The following is an 18,367-nucleotide window of genomic DNA, read 5'->3' as shown; positions in this document are numbered from 1 at the left end:
CTCGAACCGAAAGAAGGTGTGTCGCTGTGATCCCCGATGGAGCAGAGGTGCGGTAGCGTTCGCGCTTTCGTCACCTCGTTCGATCCTCGGTCCCTCGACTCCGTCCTGGACCCGATTGCAGCGCCACCTCTTTCGACCACCGGCCGTTCTGATCGCGCTCGGTAAAGCCCCTCCGTCGGCGCATCGAGAAACAGCGGTCATCGAATAGTCATCTCGAATCGGCGGGCGCAGTTCTGCGTCCGTGCATCGCGCAATGACGTGCTGCTCGAGCACTCTCACAACCCCAGTCACACAGGAGAAACCGTGACCACTATCGATCACCTGCCGTTCGACACACCCGCACCCCGTGAGCAACAACTGCCGGAGCTACTGGAGAGCCGAGTGATGGCTTTCAACAACGTTCTGGTGCAACGTGCTTCGGGTGACCTGGACAACAACGACGCGTACCACCGCGCTCGCGCCGAGCTGCAGCGCATCGATCGCACGATCGCAGAAGTGAAGAGCCGCATCGCAGATTCGGACGCATCGAAGACCATCGACCGCGATATCGCCGGCCCAGGATCTGCTGTCACCGTCATGTTCGATGGTGACGAGAAGGACGTGGACACCTTTGTGCTGGTCGAACACGCGATGGAGAGCAGCGGCCGAACCTGCTCGACCGCTTCACCTTTGGGCGCTGCCTTGGACGGGAGTCGAGTGCGTGACGTACGCACGTACTCGCTCCCCTCCGGTGCCGAAAGCACAGTGACAATCCTGGGCATCACCTGGCCGTGAGGGTGTTGCAGTGGCCTGCTCGTCGAGAAACGACTAGCTGATCAGCGCACGCACCGGCGTCGGCTCCCGGCCCAACAGGGCTGCGGTGACGGCACTCCCGGCCAGAAAGTCTCGGTCGTCGTAGAACTCGAACATTGCCCCGAGTCGATGTTGCTCATCGGCGGACATCGAGTCGCTGTGCAGCCTCATCCATTCATCGACACTCGAGGACCTGGAAGCGACCACACGGCCGGTGGCCACCTCGACCAGACGAACCACGTCTCGGACACTGAGCGCTTCCGGCCCACCGAGCTCGTACGTCGATCCGTGGTGAATGTCCGCACCCTCGACCAGAATCCGGGCTGCCACCTCGGCCACATCGTCGAGGCTGATGAACGAGAACGTGGTGTCCAGGCTGTAGGGCACAGCAAGATCGGTACTGGTGCCGGTCAGAACCGCCTCGAAGTTCTGCGCATAGGCGCACGGCTGCAGGATGGTCCAGTGCAAGCCCCGCTCCGAACTGAAAGCACGTAGCGCTTCCTCGCAGCGGGCCTTGTCCATGTGATGCGGCATCCTCGGGCTGTAGGGCCAGGCCACCGAGTGATACACGACGTGGTCGACCCCTGCCGACGCCGCCGCGTCCAGCGCCCGCACGAGTAGAGCCGGCTCGTCCGGATGCACATTGGGCGCAATGAAGTACGCCCCGCGGCACCCGGTGAAAGCCTCGACCAATCCATTACCGGTCTCCAGGTCCACCGGAAAGTCCGGAGCAGAACGACTCAGCCGCCGTACCACCGCCACACCGTCGAGTGCAGCTGCGACGGCTCGTCCGGTCTTACCCGTGGCACCGACGATCGCGATGTCGGTGCCACGGGAAACGTCGAGAGTCATCAGGTGATCTCAGCGATCGATGAAGTCGTACTCGGCGAACTTCGCACCACCGGAAAGCTGCTCGTATCCCGGTCCACGATCGAAGAACGGCTCATCGAGGCCGCGCGCATTGCGCATCTCTGCACGCAGCTTCTCCGAAGCCTCCACATCCGCGGTCGCCGTGGCCTCGGCAATGACGACGCCGTAGTCCTTGGCCGCGAACTCGCGAGAGACTTTGCCCCACAGCACGTCCTGCTCCACCGACTCGATGGGACGCTCGAGCGGATCGCCCCAGCCGCCGCCACCCGTCGTGCGGATACGGATGGTGTCGCCCGCCAGGATCGGCTCGGCATCGGTCAACGCGTCGAACTCACGCTCGTTGGGCTGACCCGGATTGAGCGTCACCGAGAACGATCCGCCGGCCTTGCCGCCCTTGACGCCCCAGCACGCGAGAATCGAACGGTCGGCGATGGACATGAAGTGCGCATCCTTGAGCATCCGGATGTGCTTCTCGTAACCGAGGCCGCCGCGGTAGCGTCCGGCACCGCCGGAATCCGTGGCCAGACCGAGCTTTTCGACGATGAACGGGAAGCGGCTCTCGGTGAATTCGGTCGGCAGGTTCCGCGAATCGGGCACGACGTGGATGGTGTCTTCACCGTCCGCGTAATGCCGTCCACCGGAGCCGCCGCCGAGCACCTCACGCATGAGGTACGAGTTGCCGTCGAAGTCGTCGCCGTACACACCCGTGTAGCGGATGGTCTCCTGATCGGCAGGCATGTTGCCGTCCACAGCTTTTGCCACGACGCCGGCGAGCACACCGAGCAGACGCAGGATGACGAATGTACGAGCGTTGGTCGGAGCCGGGAAGATCGGGGTGATGAGCGTGCCCTTCTCGGGGAACTTCATCTCGATCAGCGGGATGACGCCCTCGTTGACGTCGAGCTCGGCCATGCGCTCGGGGGAGTCCGCGAGGTTGCGGAGCACCGGCGCAAGCCATTTGGCCAGGAAGTTGCCGTCGGCGTAATCACCACAGTGGTTGATCGGGCCCTTGGCCTGCGGTCCGGTGCCGGTGAAGTCGAGGATGAGTCGCTCGCCGCGCTCGTCCTCGGGACCGGTCTTGGTGAGTGTGATGCGCTGAACGTGCAACATGGGCTCGTCGACGCCGTCGTGCTCGGCGTAGTCCTCCCAGGTGTATTCACCTTTGGGGATCTTGCTCAGGATCTCGCGACGGTAGATCTCGGTGGTGGCATCCATCATGGAGTCGAAGCACGCCTCGACGGTGTCGATGCCGTAGCGCTCGTACAGCTCCGTCATCCGCCGCGCACCCATCAGGCACGCGGAGCATTCGGCGTCGAGATCGGCGGCTAACGCGTCGGGCATGCGCGAGTTGCGCGTCATGATGGTCAACGCAGCCTGGTTGGGTACACCCTGATCCCACAGCTTGATGGGCGGAACCATCAGGCCCTCTTCGTACACGGTGGTCGCACCGGATGGCATGGAGCCGGGGCAGCAGCCGCCGATGTCGTCGTGATGGCCGAAGGCCTGCACGAAAGCAACGACGGACGGCTCGGTGTCGCCGGGCTTGGTGGCGAACACCGGCACGGTGACACAGAGGTCAGGGAGGTGGCCGATGCCACCCTCGGAGAGATAGACGTCGTTGTGGAAGTAGACGTCGCCCGGCTTCATGGTCTCGAGCGGGAAGTCGCGAGCCACCGGATGCACCAACGCGGAGTACGAGCGACCGGTGAGCTTGCGCAGGTTCCGGTCGTGAATTCCGGCGCGAAAATCGTGGGCGTCACGAATCATCGGGGACCGCGACGTCCGCGAAATGGCCGTCTCCACTTCCATTTCGACGCTTGCGAGGTAGCCGGCCACGATCTCGACGAGAACGGGATCAGGCGCAGGCGCGTCGACCGGAGAGAGCCGGTAGGGCTTGTTGTTCACCATGTCGATGACGGTCATCAGTTCGCTCCGTTCGAGTCGAGAGTGCGGGTGATGCGGACGTTGCCGAACGTGTCGATGCGGGCGGAGAAGCCCGGATCGATCGGCACGGTGGAGCTGAATTCTTCGATTACGGCCGGTCCGGTGATCGTGTCACCGGCACCGAGATCCGCACGGCTGTAGATCGCGGTCTCGTGCCAGCCGTCGAAGTACGCCTGACGCGTTCCGGTGCGGGCACTTTCGGCTCCGGTGCCGGCGGCGATCTCCGACAGCACGGGGCGCTTGATGGGGCCGATACCGCTGACCCGCAGGTTGACCCACTCGACAAACTGGCTCTGATCGCCGCGGAAGTCGTAGCCGTACAGCTCGCGGTGAGCTTCGTGGAAGGCCTCGGCTGCTTGATCGATCGTGGCCTGGGTGATCTCGCCGTCGGCGATCGGGACACGCACCTCGAAGGCCTGACCGAAGTAGCGCAGGTCGGCCGAGCGTGCGTAGCGACGATCCTCGGCCGCGAAGCCTTCACCGGCGAGCGCCTCGTCGGCCCGAGATGCCAGCACTGCCAGCTCCGATTCCAGATCCTCCGCGCGCAGACGGTCGTGCCGACTGACGTGCGTCTGCACGTAGTCGTTGCGCACATCGACGGTCAGCAAACCGAACGCCGAGACGTTGCCCGGGTTCAGCGGCACCAGAACGTCTTTCAGACCCAGGATGTCCACCAGGCGGCAGGCGAGCAGCGACCCGGAGCCGCCGAACGTGACGAGGGTGAAGTCGCGGACGTCGAGGCCACGCTTGACCGAGATCTGCCGCAGCGCATTGGCCTGGTTCCAGGCCGACACCTCGAGGATGCCGGTGCCGCAGGCTTCGACTTCGAGCGAGAGCTGGTGCGCGAGGTCTTCGATGCCCTTGCGTGCCAGGTCGGTATCGAGGGGGATCTCGCCGCCGAGCAGGTGGGGAGGAATGCGGCCGAGCAGGACGTGGGCATCGGTGATGGTGGGCGCGGAGCCGCCGTTTCCGTAACACATGGGCCCGGGATCGGCACCGGCCGAATGTGGCCCGACGCGCAGCGTTCCCTCGGGTGTCATCCAGGCGATCGAGCCGCCGCCCGCGCCGACGGTGACGACGTCGATCATCGGGATCTTAGACGGGTAGTTGCCGACGCGTCCCTCGGTGGTCAGCGCGGGCTCGCCGCGGACCACGACGGTCACGTCGGTGGAGGTGCCGCCACCGTCGCAGGTCAACACCTGTTCGACGCCTGCCGCGCTGGCCACCAGGGCCGCACCCAGCGCGCCGGCGGCCGGACCCGACAGCACGGTGGTGATGGGCTGGTGCACAACCTCTTTGGCGGAGAGGACGCCGCCGTTGGACTTCATGACGTAGAACGGCACGTCGCGTGCATCACCGGATTCGGTGGCGAACTCCCGCAACCGGTTCGCGATGTTGTTGACGTAGCTGCGAATGTTCGGCTTCACGGCAGCGTCGACCAATGTGGTGATGGCGCGCTCGAATTCGCGGTACTCACGCAGCACCTCGGTGGAGATGGAGACCGTCGCCTCGGGGTATTCCTCGAGCAGGATGTCGCGGACACGCTGTTCGTGGTCCGGGTTGGCGTAGGAGTGCACCAGGCAGACGCCGAGGGTCTTGACCCCCTCTGCCTTGAAGAATGCTGCTGCCGCGCGCACATCGTCATCGTTGAGAGGGCGAATCTCGTTGCCGTCGAACGAGAGCCGGCCGCGGATGGTGCGGACGCGGTGTGCGGGCACGATGCGATCGGGCTTGACCCAGAAGTAGGAGTTGCCGTAGCCGTCGGGTACCGACTGGCGCGCGATCTCGAGTACGTGCTCGTAGCCCTCGGTGGTGATGAACCCCAGGTTCTCCACCTTGCCTTCGAGCAGCTTGTTGGTAGCGACAGTGGTGCCGTGGCTGACGGCGCTGAGCGAATCGCCGGATACGCCGAGCTGGCGCAGTACCTTGTCGATGCCGGTCAGGAATCCCTCGGCCGGATCACTCGGCGTCGACGGAGTCTTGGTGGTCACCATGGCTCCGGACTCCTCGTCCACTGCCACGACGTCGGTGAATGTGCCACCGGTGTCGATACCGACCCGAATCTTTCGTGGTTCCACGCTTCCTCCTCGATATGGTTCGTAGGCCACGCGTCCGTTGATCGGATCGGCGGGTACCTGACGTGTACTCACATTCGACCCGTTCTGCGTCTCAGTATCTTTGGCACAAGGTGCCAAACTCCGGCCGAGCATTTGAGCTTCGCGCGCCCTGCACCGGCGTCGAATTGGCAGTACTTGCAACGACAAAGGCCGCTCACCCCCGATGGTTGGGATGAGCGGCCTTTGTCGTGAGCCGTGACGGCGCGGAGCTACCGGTGACAGGACGAGCGAGTGAGCAGTCCGCCCAACACGACTCCGGCCAGTGCGAAGCCTGCGCCGGCTGCGGCGGCCAGCAGTGTGCCGCGGACGGACTGCGCGGCGACGGGTGCACCGGCACTCACAGCGCGTCCGGCCGCGACAGGCAGGGCAGTGGGGGTGCTGCCGGAATCGCTGGCTGATACCTCCGCGGGCGCAGCAGCGGCCTCCGGCACCCCGTTGGCGATGACGCCGTCGAGACCGTTGAAGAACACCCCGGCCATCTTCTTGGCGACACCGGTGATCATGCGCTGACCGACCCCGCCGACCATGCCGCCGACCACGGCGTCGGCGTCGTAGCTGAGCATCGTGCCGCCGCCCTCGGTGGGCTCGAGCTTGATGGTGACGTCGGCGCGCACCGTGCCCGGTGCGCCGGCACCGGAGGCGGTCATAACGAACGATTCGGGCCGATTCTGTTGCGAGAGGACAACTTCACCGTCGTAGGTGCCCTTGATGGCTGCGACGCCTGCGGTGATCGAGAGCTTGTAGTGATCGTCGCTCAACTGCTCGAGCGACTGCACTCCGGGGATGGTCGCGGCCAGTACCCGGCCGTCCTGCATGCTGTCGTACACCTCGGCGGGAGGTGCGGCCAGCGTGGCGGTTCCTGCGATTCTCATGAAATCTCCTCGGTTGTCTGAGCGACCGCATGGGTCAGCCGCAGCTCGTACAGGTCGGACGGTGAAATGGGCATCGAGGTGATCGAAAAGCCTTCGGCATCTTCGACAGCGGCCGCGATGACGGCGCTGGTGGGGATGACGCCGGCTTCGCCGGCACCCTTCATGCCCAACGGATTGAGCCCGGACGGGGTGACGGTGTGGTCCATCTCGATCGTCTCGGGAACTTCGGTGACGAACGGCATCAGGAAGTCCATGAACGAGGCGTTCAGGAGTTGCCCGTGCTCGTCGTAGGCGATCTTCTCGTACAACGCTCCGCCGATTCCCTGGGCGACGCCGCCGTGAATCTGGCCCTCGACGATCCGAGGGTTGATGACGTTGCCGCAGTCGTGCACCACCGCGTAGCGCTCGACGTGGATCTCGGCCGTCACCGGATCGGTCTCGACGATCGCCGCGTGGATGCCCGACGCGAACGTCGAGCGCGGGGGAGAGTAGTAACCGGTGGCTTCGAGGCCCGGCTGTTCGCCCTCCGGCACCGGCGGGATCGTCATGTCGGTGTCCATCTTCGCGAACCCGGTGGCCTGCCTCGACTCCTTGTCGAAGGCATAGCGCAGCGGATTGGACAGTACGGCAACAACACCGAGGGAGATGGACGTGCCCTCTGCTCCGGGTTCGGTGCCGATCTTGCAGACGTAGCCCCCGCGCAATTCGAGCTCGACGGGGTCGAGATCGAGGGCACGCCCGGCGATGACCTTCGCTTTCTCGGCGACCATCTGCGCGGCCACGTGGAACGCCGAACCGGACATCACCGCACCACGGGAGGCGAATGTGCCGACGGCATAACCGAATCGACGAGTATCGCCGGTGGTGATCTCGACGTCGGCGATGGAGACACCAAGGTCATCGGCGACGATCTGCGCGAACGTCGTCTGATGGCCCTGGCCCTGCGTCGTCAAGCCCGTTGCGCCCTTGATCTTTCCCGAGTTCTCGATGAGCACGTGCGCGCCCTCGTACGGCCCCGGGCCGGTGCCCTCGACGTAGGCACCGACACCGATACCGACGGTGCGGCCCTGCGCGGCTGCCTGCTTCTTGTATTCGGGGAAGCCGTCCCAGTCGATCAGCGCCTTGAGCTTGTCGATGCCGGCCTGGTAATCGCCGGTGTCGTAGATCAACGGTCGACCGTCCTGGAACATCAAACCGAAGTCGTAGGGCATCTCCTCGGGCCTGATGAGATTCTTCTCGCGTACCTCGAGTCGGTCCTTGCCGAGGTACTGGGCGATGGCGTCCATGGACCGTTCCATGGCGAACACACCCTGTGGGCGGCCCGCTCCTCGATACGGAATGACGATGACGGTGTTGGTGTACAGCGAATAACCGTTGCAGCGGAACGAGACCGGCTTGTAGGGTCCGAGCACCTGCGTGGCGGTGTTGATAAGCACGATGATGCCGTAGGGCAGGTATGCGCCGTTGTCGTGCCAGACGGTGAAGTCGAAGGCCAGCAGCCGTCCCTCGTCGTCGAAACCGAGGGTGACCTCTTGGACCTGTGCACGTTCGTGCGCACTCGAGATGAAGTGCTCGCGGCGGTCCTCGACCCACTTGACCTCGTTGGAAATACCGGCGCGACCGAGCTGTCGGGCTGCCCACGTCACCATGACCTCCTCCGGCCACGGGTGCATGATCTTGACGCCGAAGCCGCCACCGACATCCGGGGCGATGCAGTGAATCTTGTTCATCGCCATTCCGAGTCGCGCCGCGACGGCCGCGCGCACCGACGTGGAGGTCTGTGTGGACGACCAGAAGGTCAGCGTCTCCTCGTCACTGTCCCAGCGCGCGTAGACGCCTTTGCCCTCCATCGGCATCGCCGCCGAACGCTCGATGTTCAGGTCGAGGGTGATGCGGTGTGGTGCGGCGGCCAGTTCGGCGTCGATGTCTCCGAAACCGTGCTGCAGGTGCGCGGCCACGTTGTCCGGAACGTCGTCGTGTACTCGGCGAGCCGCGACGCGCGCGGTGTCGATGCCGACCACGGGTTCGAGGATGTCGTAGCGGACGTCGATGACCGCGCAGGCATCCTCGGCCACGTAGCGGTTCGTAGCGATGACCATGACGATGGCCTCACCGACGTGGTTGACCTCGTCCTTGGCGAGAGGAAAGCCGTTGCGTGGAGCCACGATTGCCGGATGGGGGATCAGCAGCGGCAGCCCTTCGGCCATCTCGGCGGAGTCCGCTTCGAGATCGTCGTAGGTGTAGACCGCATGCACGCCCGGCATGGCCAGCGCGTCGTCGATATCGATGGCAGTGATGCGTGCATGTGCGTGCGGGGAGCGTACGAAGGCAGCGATCAGCGCCCCGTGACCGAGATCGTCGAGATACTTGCCCTTGCCGCTGAGCAGGCGCTCGTCCTCCGACCGCGACAGCGGTTGGCCGAACAGAGGAGCGGTGTTGGTGGGAGTGTGCGGCGGTGCGGTGCGCGTGGTGCTCATGCTCGGCCCATCCGTCCGCCGACGGGACTGGTGGATCCGCGTACCTTCCGGTCGAGTGCGGCACGACTCGACTCGTCGTCGGGACCGAGCGGAAACTCTCCCGCCCGTTCGCGTTTGATCTCGGCGGCGCGCAGCACCGAGGCCTTGATGTTCTGATAGCCGGTACACCGACAGATGTTGCCGGCGATGGCCTCGGTGGCTTCCGCCTGCGTCGGCGAGTCGTTCTCTTCGAGGAACGCGGCGATCGTCGTGACGAATCCCGGTGTGCAGAAACCGCACTGCAGACCGTGGCAGTCCTTGAAGGCCTGCTGCACGGGATGCAGAGTGCCGTCCGGCTCGACGAGGCCTTCGACCGTGGTGACGGTCTGGCCTTCTAGGCTGGCAGCGAGCATCAGGCAGGCCCGGACGGGCTTGCCGTCGAGAAGCACGGTGCACGCGCCGCACACGCCGTGCTCACATCCGACGTGGGTGCCGGTCTGGCGAAGGTCGTGGCGGATGGCGTCCGACGCGAGGGTGCGGGCCGGGACGACGATCGTCTGCTTGGTTGCGTTGAGGGTGAACGTCACCTGTACGTGTTGTTCACCGGTCTCCGCCATCAGATCGTCCAAGTGCTGTTCGATATCTGTTGTCTTCATCAGTGGTTCACTCCGGAATCGGCGTGCTGCGGGTGAGCGGACTTCGACGACGCGCCGTCGACTGCGGCGGCCATCACCACCCGTGCGGTCAGTGCTGCGACGAGTTGCGATCGGTACGCCGCGGTGGCATGAATATCGGACTCGGTCTCGACGCGTCGACGTGCGTCCTCCGACAACGCGTTCCACTTCGGATCACGTGCGTCGGACACAGCGGCCCCACCGATGACATCGGAGTAGTCGACGACCTCGCCGAATTCTCCGGCGGATACGTAGGTGACGTGCGCGGTGCGCACCGCGTTCTCGGCAACGGTGACGCGGGCCGCGACCCCGACGAGCGCGTAGTCACCGTGGCGTCGCGCAACCTCGTCGATGGCCGTGCCCTCGCCGGATCTGGCGGCGGGAACCGTTGCGGCGATCGCGATCTCGTCGGTTTCGAGCGAGGACTCCAACGGCCCGAGAAACAGATCCTTCGCCGCGATCTCCCGGCGGCCGCGGACGGACTGCACCGTCAACGAACCGTCGAGCAACCGGATGACGGCAGGCATCTCGGCCGACGGGTCTGCATGGACGATCGATCCGACGGTGGTCCCACGGTTCCGGATGGTCGCGTGGGCCACCAGCTGCAGTGCCCGTCCGAGCAACGGCTGCGTCCGGGCGGCAGCCCGGTTCGACGCGAGCGACGCGTGCGTGGCCAGAGCCGCGAACGTGACGCCCGAGTCGGTCGACCCGGTGATGTCGTCGAGACCGTCGATACCGGTGATGTCGATCAGGTTCCCAGGAGCGGCCAGGCGCATCGACAGCATCGGAATCAGGGATTGCCCGCCGGCGAGTACCTTGCCGTCCACCTCGGCCAGAATCCGGCACGCCTCCTCGATCGACCGCGGCCGATGGTATTTCAATGGAGAAGGTTTCATATCCCGATCCTGCCTGCCTGTGCCTGGAAGTGTTTCGTCAAGAGGTGACAAACGTCACGCCCCAGTGTTGCAATCGCTCGTCACCGCAACGGCTTCAGGGTGTCGACCTCGCCGGCAACCCCGTCTCCGTCGTTACCGTCGGAACGTGCTGTGGTAGAGGAGGATCGATGCCGAGGCGACGCGTCGACCGGTGTCTTCATGTGGGCCGGGGCAATGCGAGCGCACAGGTGGTGGAGCCCTATGACGACGATCGTGCCGAGGGAGATACCGCTCAACGAGAACGAATCGCTGAACACGAGCGAGGTGTCGCCGATCGCGATGATCAGACCCGCGGCAACCGGCATCATGTTGAGCGGGTTGCCGAAGTCGACACCGTTCTCGCGCCAGATCTTGGCACCCAGCAGACCGATCATGCCGTAGAGGACAACGGTGATACCGCCGAGTACGCCGCCGGGGGTGGCCGAGATCAGCGCGCCGAACTTCGGCGAGAATCCGAGGATCATGGCGATGATTCCGGCCGCCGTGTATGCCGCCGTCGAATAGACCTTGGTCGCCGCCATGACGCCGATGTTCTCGGCGTAGGTCGTCGTCGGTGAGCCACCGACCGAGCTGGCCATGACCGTTGCGATGCCGTCGGCAGCGAGTGCCCGGCCCATCATCGGGTCGAGATCGTCGCCGGTCATTTCCGCGACAGCCTTGACGTGCCCTGCATTTTCGGCGATCAGCGCGATGACACCCGGAAGGACGAGAACGATGAAGGCGAGACTGAACGACGGTGCGTGAATGCCGACGATGCCGTTGGCCTCGTCGCTGAACGGCGGGAGCCCGAACCACTGCGACGCCTCGACACCCGACCAATTGACGCGGAAGTGCTCGGTGACCTCGCCGGCCGTGGCGTCGTAGGACGTGATGGGCCCGGATACGAGGTCGAGGATCCAGGACAGTGCGTACCCGAACACCAGCGACAGCAGAATCGCGATCCGTCCGAGGAACCCGCGCAACGCCACGCTCATGACGATGAGCACGAACATCACTGCGAGAGCGACCCATTGGTCCTGTGGCCAGTAGGTGCTGGCGACGACGGGCGCGAGATTGAAGCCGATCAACATGACCACCGCACCGGTGACGACCGGGGGCAGCACCCGCACCACGACGCCGCCGCCCATGAAGTGGATGGCGAGTCCGGCCAGTGCCAGGACGAGACCCGATACCAGGATGGCACCGGTGACCTCCGCTGACGTTCCACCCTGCGCTCGGATGGCGGCGACGCCGCCGACGAACACCGCGGACGTGCCGAGGTAGCTGGGGATGCGGCCCTTGACCATGAGCAGGAAGAAGATGGTGCAGAAGCCCGACATCAGAATGGCGAGTTGAGGATTGAGCCCCATGATGATGGGGAAGACGAATGTGGCCCCGAACATCGACACCACATGTTGGCCGCCGAGACTGATGGTGCGGCCCCAGTTCAACCGTTCGTTCGGCGCGACGACGTCACCCGGTCGAACATTCTTTCCGTCTCCGTGAATCTTCCAGATAGGCATGTCGAGCCTTTCTCCAACGTGTCGAACCGGGGTGGTTCGCGGGATGGGTAAAGCATTGTCCTGCAACGTTACTGACGCATTTCCGAATCGCTACGAGCGCAATCTGCCAAGCGCTCGATGGCGGGTCCGTCACATGTGGTGGTCGGTTCCGCGCATGGCCATGATTTTCAGTGCGAGGGATAGATCCAGGCGTAGATCGGCGCGATCGGTGAAGGGGCCCAGTATCTTTTCGAGTTTCGTTATTCGGTATCGCAAGGTGTTGTAGTGAAAGTGCAGTGCCCGAGCGGTTTCGGCGATGTTGATGTTGGTGGCCAGCAACGTTTCCAGGGTTCTGCGCATGTCGCGTGCTTCGTCGTCGTGCCCGGCGAGGTCGTGCAGGGTTTCCCGGGTGAACGATTCGAGCTCGTCGACGTTGTCCACCAGGCTCAGTAGTCGGAACACGCCGAGTTCGTCGAATGTGGTGACGGCCCAGTCCCCGGATACCTGACGGCCGACCTTCAACGCGGTACGCGCCTGGCCGTACCTGCTGGGGATGTCGGCCACCGTGGTGCACGGGCGCGAGATCCCGACCGTGAACGGTTGCCGACCACCGCCGCCGTCTCCGTGCACTCGTTCGACGATTTCGTGCACGTCCGCGACCGTCGTGGGACGTTCGCCCATGATGATGACGGTCTCGGTACCGAGGGCGGCGATGGCGGCCTGCGGATCTCGTTGTGCCAGAGCCCCTGCGAAAGCCGACATCTGCCGATCGACGAGTGGCCTGCGGCCGGGCGTCGGTTCGTCGTCGAGGTGTGGGATCGGTTCGATCGCGACGATCACCACCGGCCTGCCGAGATCCCAGCCGAAGCGTCGAGCATGCGCCACCGCGTGTGCGTGCTCGCCGCCTCGGCCCAGGAGGAGATCGCGTAGAAAATTCGATCGGTGTTTCTCCTCGACTGCCGACAGCGCGAGATCGCGAGTGACGACCATCGCCAACACGCCTGCGGCCGCGTCGGCGGTGTGCAGGTCCGATTCTGTCAAAGGCCGACGTGAGGAGAACAGGACGATGCGTCCGTGGTCGATTCCGTTGGCAGTGATGGCGCATACCGCGATCGAATTGCCCTGTTGCGAACGGAGACCGAGGCCGCCGTCGACGGAGTCGGTGCGCAGTCTTCCGGTGGGATCGAGGGCGGTGCTGGTGCGGAGGGCGTGCAGTTCGTCGTCACTGCCTGCCGAGGCAAGTTCGCGTCCGTCCACTGTGGTGATCGACACTGCCACATCGCATTCGACCGAGGTTGCGAATGCCAGTTGTGCCACGCCGCCGCCGGCGAGCGTGATGTCGGTCAATGCCCGGCGCAGACGTTCGGACCGAAACATCGCTCGTGCCTGCGTCTTTGCGTTGTCGCGTAGGCCCGCGGTGAGATCGTGCCCGGGGTCGAGTTCGCCGCAGACCTGAACCAGCGGCAGGCCCAGTGTCTCGGCACTCACGCCGACGCACTCCGGAACGGCGATGTCGTCGTCCACCCGCACCAGAATCCCGGCAACGCCGAGGGAATGGGCTCGGGACAGCAGCGCGTCCGTGGGCTCCGTCAGGTGCGTGAGGGCCTCGCTCGTCGTGGACAACAGGTCACCCGGCCGAATCCAGAACCGAATGCCGGCGGGGTCGTCGACATGATTGATTCTGCGTACCGGCCGGCCGAGGCCGGCGCGACCGGCGAGCACCGTGGCGTGCGCCAGCAGGTTCGAGCCCAGCACGGTCTCGACGGTATGGGGTACCTCCGTGGTGGGCGAGCGTCGCTCGTCGTGCAGTGTCAGCACCTGACGGCCGATCGAACGGGTGATGTCGCGTCGATCTCGGCAGCAGCATCGCGGTGGATCGGCCCACTGAGACTTCGCAATTCGAGCCCGGTCGTCTGCCGTGAGACCTTGAGGATCTCGGCCACGATGGAGATCGCCGTTTCCGGTGGAGTGGAGGCACCCAGATCCAGCCCGATGGGGGAGTGCAGGCGCCCCAGCTCGCTGTCGGTCACCCCGCGCTCGCCGAGCAGTTCCACCCGGCGGCGGTGGGTAGATCGACTGCCCAGCGCGCCCACGTAGGCGGCACCACTGCGCAGCGCAACCTCGAGCAGCGGAATGTCGAACTTCTCGTCGTGGGTGAGAACGGTGATGACGGTGCGCTCGTCCACCGGCGCAGTAGCGAGGAACGTGTGCGGCCACGCCACCACGACGTCGTGCGCGTCGGGGAATCGTGCTCGGGTGGCGAACACCGGGCGGGCGTCGACGACGGTGACGGCGAAGCCGGCGAACGTGCCCAGGCGGCACATCGCGGCGGCGAAATCGATGGCACCGAACACATACATCCGGGGCGGTGGCCCGAACAACTCGACCATGACGGATCGCGCGCCGTCGTCGACGATGTGAATGTCCAGGCCGGACTCGCCGCGGTGTAGTCGGTCGAGAACGGCGAGACTCACGCTCGAACCGTCGGACTCGATGTCGGTGAGTCCGTCGGGATCGACGGTTGCTTCCGCTCCCAGAACCGCCTGTCGCGTCGGGGCCCCGGTGGTGAGGTCGGTGAGCACGGCCACCGGCTCGCCGCTCGAGACCAGACGAGCGACGTCTTCGAGTGCCGCGCACGCGTCGCTGTCGATGAGACGAACGAACACCTCGATGGTGCCGCCGCACGTGAGGCCGACGCCGATCGCGTCGTCGTCCGCTACCCGGTAGGTCTCGCTCCTGGCCATGCCGTCGGCCAGGACGTCGTTCGCCAGCTCGTACAGGGCACCTTCGATGCAGCCCCCGGAAACGCTGCCGACGACCTGACCGGATGCGGCGACCGCCATTGCCGCACCCGCAGGGCGCGGCGACGACTGCCACGTACGTACCACCGTGGCCAGGGCGAACGGCTCACGTTCGCGCAGCCACGGGGCCACGTCGTCGAGAATGTCGCGCATGCCGCCGCCTTTCGACCGGATGAGTGATGCCCATCACGCTAGTTGCTGGCGCGGGCCGACCATGAAACACATTTCGACCAAATCGACAGCGGGTCGTTGTAAGAACCTGCCGTCGCGGTACGGATGGACGGACCGCGCGGGCTACGTCAGAGCGGCGGCGACGGCAAGAGCGTGATGCTCGTGCCACGGCTTGGCGATGATCTGTACACCGATCGGCAGACCGCTGCTGGAGGTGGCAACGGGAATCACCACCGAGGGCACCCCGAGGATGCTGATCGCTCGGCTGCTCGCCAACGCCTGCGACCACGACAGAGATGCACCGTCGACCTCGAAGCTCGTCTCACCGAGAGGAGGGGCGAGGATCGATGCAACGGGAAGTATCAGGACGTCGCCCATCGTGGACACCAGCTGGTGCTGCATCTCGGCGCGTCGAGCCCACAGTGCCTCGACGTCTGCGGCCGTGGTGGTTCGGACGGCAGCGAGGATGGCCCGGATGTTGGCGCTGAACTCGGCGGGGCCGTATTGCTCGATGTCCGTTTGGGTTTCGCAGGCCCGCATCTGTGTGAACAGCTCATGAGCGCCGTGTAGTTCGGTGCCCTCGTACGGCGTCACCGATCCGACGATCGGCTCTGTGCGTAGAGCTGCGGCCTCGACGGCAGCGCGGATCTCCGCATCGACCGGAATTGTGCCTTCACCTGTCGCCCAGCGGATATCGAGCTTGCGAGTGTCGACGTCCGCCGGGTCGAGCCACCTGTACTGCGGCTGCGACAGCACGCGCAGCAACAGGATCACGTCGTCGAGAGTGCGGGCCATGGGTCCGATGGTCTGCACGGTGCCGTGCATGGTCGCCGTATTCGTCAGCACTCGGTTGTTGCTCATGACACCGGGATACTGCCCCTCGGAGTCGATTCGGCCCGGTGTCGGCCTGATCGAGCACAGACCGGTGCAGTGCGCGGGCCACCGCACCGAGCCACCGAAATCGGTGCCCAGTCCCACCACGCTCATGCCCGACGCGATGGCCGCCGACTCACCGCCGCTGCTCCCGCCCGGTGACAGCTTCGTGTCGGCGGGGGAGAGCGGGTTGACGGTGTAGCCGAACAGGTCGTTGTGTGTCAGCCCGCTGGCACCGAACTCGGGTGTGTTGGTCTTACCGATCAGGATTGCGCCCTCGGCGCGCATCCGAGTAACGGCGGGAGCGTCGACGCGAGGGACGTTGTCCGCGAGCGCATGTGAACCCGCCGTGGTGCGAACTCCGGCGGTGGCGATCAGGTCCTTGACCGTGAACGGCACTCCGGCGAGGTCGCCGACCCGCTCGCCGCGGGCGATGCGGGCATCGATTCCGTCGGCTGCCAGTAGTGCCGATTCGGCAGCGACGGTGACGATCGCATTCAGCTCGGTGTTGATTCGGTCGATGTGTTCGAGGTGCTGCTCGGTCACCTCGCGTGCGGACACGGTGCCGGCCTGCACTGCTGCCGCGAGTGCGATGGCGTCGGTTCCGATCGAATTGCCCTCAGGCACTGAGTGTCTCCTCGGGTGGTGTCACAGCCCCTTCATCTCCGCGACCCGCAGTGCCAGCGCTACATCCAGGCGCAGAATCGGATCGGTGGTGAACGGGCCGACGATGGACTCCAGCTTGCCGATGCGGTAGCGGAGTGTGTTGTAGTGGAAATGCAAGACGCGGGCGGTCTCTGCGACGTTGCAGTTGGTGTCGAGCAGCGCCTGCAACGTCTGGCGCAGGTCGACGGCATCGGCGTCGTCGCCAGCGAGTGAGCCCAACACCTCGGTTGCGAAGGCCTGCAGCTCGGCTCCGTCAGTGACCAGTGACAGCAGTCGATGCACGCCGAGGCCGTCGAAATGCGCTACCGATCCGTTTCCGCGCATACGGCGTCCTACGACGACTGCTTTGCGGGCTTGATCGTAGGCGCGCGGAATGTCGGCAACGGAGTCGATGACGCGGCTCACGCCCGCGCCGAACGAGTTTCGTCCGCCGCCCTTGTCTCCGGCGACGGAGGCGATCAGATCCTCGACGACGTCCCGTTCGGTGCCGGGTTCGGCCGGCATCAGCGTGACGACCTCGTTGCTGAATCCGACGACGGGAGCCCGGCGATCGCGCCGGCGCACCACCTGCTGCCATGCCGCGGTCAGGCGCTCCTGCGGCAAGCGGCCGGACACGGCCGGCTTGACCGAATTGCTCACGGCCACTTCGGCAATCTCGTCCAATTGGGCAACGATGACGACCATGCTTCGATCCACGTCCCAGTCGAGCTGGGCGCAGTACTCGATGATCTGTTCGGGGGATTCGGTTGCGCCGTTGAGGACGTCACGCAGAAAATCGCCCCGAAACTTGGACTCGACGGCAGAGACAGCAAGCTTCTTGATGACCGCCAGCGCCACGACGGTGGCCGCGCGTTCGAGGGATTGCATCGTGACGGGACCGAGTCGTCCGGCGGCGGCGACTGCCACGATCAGTCCGTGGTCGGTACCGCCCGCGATGATCGGTGCGACGGCAATGCGGTGCCCGCTGTCGCCCGGGACCGGTTGCAGGCCTTCGTGGAGTCGTTCGGTGAGCAGGCGACCGGACGGGTCGAACAGTGGCATCTCTTCCAAGGCCGCGAGATCTGCGTCTGCTCCTGCTGTGGCCTGGACTCGACCGTCCGGAGTGCAGATGAGCACCGTTGCCTCGAACAGTGTGGCGACCTCGTCGGCGATCTGCGGTAGATCGCCGCCTTCGAGCACGATCGAGGTCAGGGCTCGATGCATGCGATCGGCGATATCCAACGCCCACGCCTGCCGGTCGACGAGGTGGGTGAACACCTCGGAGATGACCTCGTCGAAGCCGACATCTCGGCGAATGAGGAAGAGCGGCAGGCCGAGTCGATCTGCTGCCTCGATCATCGCAGCGGGCACGTCTCCGAAGTAGCGTCCTTCTTTGACTCCGAGCGCGGCCGCACCGCGTTCGGCAAGTCCTTCGACCAGCTCCACCAGGGCACCGGCATCGAACGGGCGGCCCGAATCTGCATGCCGCAGTGGGAAACCCGTTGTCAACAGCAGTTCGTTCGGTTTCACCCACGGCAGGATGTCGGGAACTTCGATGACGTTGACGCGTCGAACCACGTTCTCGAGTCCCTGCTCGCCCGCAACAAGAGTGGACCCGGAGAGGCTGGGGAGTGCAAGCAATTCTGCGACGGTGAGCGCGTAACTCGCCGACGCCGGGAAGTCTCGTACTCGTGGCCGAAGCGCACCGACCATGTCATCCATTGTTCAACAATACT

General features: G+C 65.2%; 13 protein-coding genes. 1 reads left to right on the top strand and 12 read right to left on the bottom strand.

Annotated elements, in window-relative coordinates; all coding sequences use genetic code 11:
• The first annotated feature begins 303 nt into the window (after positions 1-303).
• Positions 304-774, top strand: a complete 471-nt coding sequence (locus AB0O58_RS14745; RefSeq protein WP_366238336.1) for a GreA/GreB family elongation factor — start codon at positions 304-306, stop codon at positions 772-774.
• Positions 775-807: 33 nt separating this feature from the next.
• On the opposite strand, the gene AB0O58_RS14740 is transcribed toward AB0O58_RS14745, so the two are convergent.
• From AB0O58_RS14740 to AB0O58_RS14685, 12 genes are all read right to left on the bottom strand, one after another.
• Positions 808-1,644 (bottom strand): NmrA family NAD(P)-binding protein, encoded by an 837-nt coding sequence (locus tag AB0O58_RS14740; RefSeq protein WP_045840801.1) that lies wholly within the window; start codon positions 1,642-1,644, stop codon positions 808-810.
• 9 nt (positions 1,645-1,653) lie between these two features.
• Positions 1,654-3,570, bottom strand: a complete 1,917-nt coding sequence (locus tag AB0O58_RS14735; protein WP_230593340.1) for a hydantoinase B/oxoprolinase family protein — start codon at positions 3,568-3,570, stop codon at positions 1,654-1,656.
• Positions 3,571-3,584: 14 nt separating this feature from the next.
• Positions 3,585-5,684 (bottom strand): hydantoinase/oxoprolinase family protein, encoded by a 2,100-nt coding sequence (locus tag AB0O58_RS14730; protein WP_032364448.1) that lies wholly within the window; start codon positions 5,682-5,684, stop codon positions 3,585-3,587.
• 248 nt (positions 5,685-5,932) lie between these two features.
• Entirely contained in the window at positions 5,933-6,595 is a 663-nt protein-coding gene (locus AB0O58_RS14725) for a carbon monoxide dehydrogenase subunit G (RefSeq protein WP_032399123.1), read from the bottom strand.
• Positions 6,592-9,072, bottom strand: a complete 2,481-nt coding sequence (gene cutA, locus AB0O58_RS14720) for an aerobic carbon-monoxide dehydrogenase large subunit (protein ID WP_094714604.1) — start codon at positions 9,070-9,072, stop codon at positions 6,592-6,594. Before cutA ends, AB0O58_RS14725 begins: the two co-directional genes overlap by 4 nt.
• Positions 9,069-9,707 carry a (2Fe-2S)-binding protein gene (locus AB0O58_RS14715; RefSeq protein ID WP_094623193.1) on the bottom strand — a complete coding sequence of 213 codons (639 nt, stop codon included), beginning with the start codon at positions 9,705-9,707 and terminating at the stop codon, positions 9,069-9,071. The genes cutA and AB0O58_RS14715 overlap by 4 nt, the downstream gene beginning before the upstream one ends.
• Entirely contained in the window at positions 9,707-10,621 is a 915-nt protein-coding gene (locus tag AB0O58_RS14710; RefSeq protein WP_366238335.1) for an FAD binding domain-containing protein, read from the bottom strand. The genes AB0O58_RS14715 and AB0O58_RS14710 overlap by 1 nt, the downstream gene beginning before the upstream one ends.
• Before the next feature lie 80 nt (positions 10,622-10,701).
• Complete coding sequence (locus tag AB0O58_RS14705; RefSeq protein ID WP_283542310.1) at positions 10,702-12,162, bottom strand: solute carrier family 23 protein; 1,461 nt, start codon at positions 12,160-12,162, stop codon at positions 10,702-10,704.
• 129 nt (positions 12,163-12,291) lie between these two features.
• A complete protein-coding gene (locus AB0O58_RS14700) occupies positions 12,292-13,896 on the bottom strand; it encodes a helix-turn-helix domain-containing protein (protein WP_283542311.1) in 1,605 nt (534 codons plus the stop codon).
• A 56-nt stretch (positions 13,897-13,952) separates the two neighbouring features.
• Complete coding sequence (locus AB0O58_RS14695; protein WP_032399125.1) at positions 13,953-15,095, bottom strand: XdhC/CoxI family protein; 1,143 nt, start codon at positions 15,093-15,095, stop codon at positions 13,953-13,955.
• Between the two features lie 141 nt (positions 15,096-15,236).
• Positions 15,237-16,613: an amidase gene (locus AB0O58_RS14690; RefSeq protein ID WP_283348369.1), complete on the bottom strand. Its 1,377-nt coding sequence runs from the start codon at positions 16,611-16,613 to the stop codon at positions 15,237-15,239.
• A 21-nt stretch (positions 16,614-16,634) separates the two neighbouring features.
• Complete coding sequence (locus AB0O58_RS14685) at positions 16,635-18,353, bottom strand: PucR family transcriptional regulator (protein ID WP_283348370.1); 1,719 nt, start codon at positions 18,351-18,353, stop codon at positions 16,635-16,637.
• Positions 18,354-18,367 lie beyond the last annotated feature (14 nt).

It is taken from the genome of Rhodococcus sp. NPDC080181 (assembly GCF_040702225.1).
GTDB classification, from domain to species: domain Bacteria; phylum Actinomycetota; class Actinomycetes; order Mycobacteriales; family Mycobacteriaceae; genus Rhodococcoides; species Rhodococcoides fascians.
The sequence above is the reverse complement of the archived record's forward strand: the minus strand, read 5'-3'. Positions and strand labels throughout refer to the sequence as shown.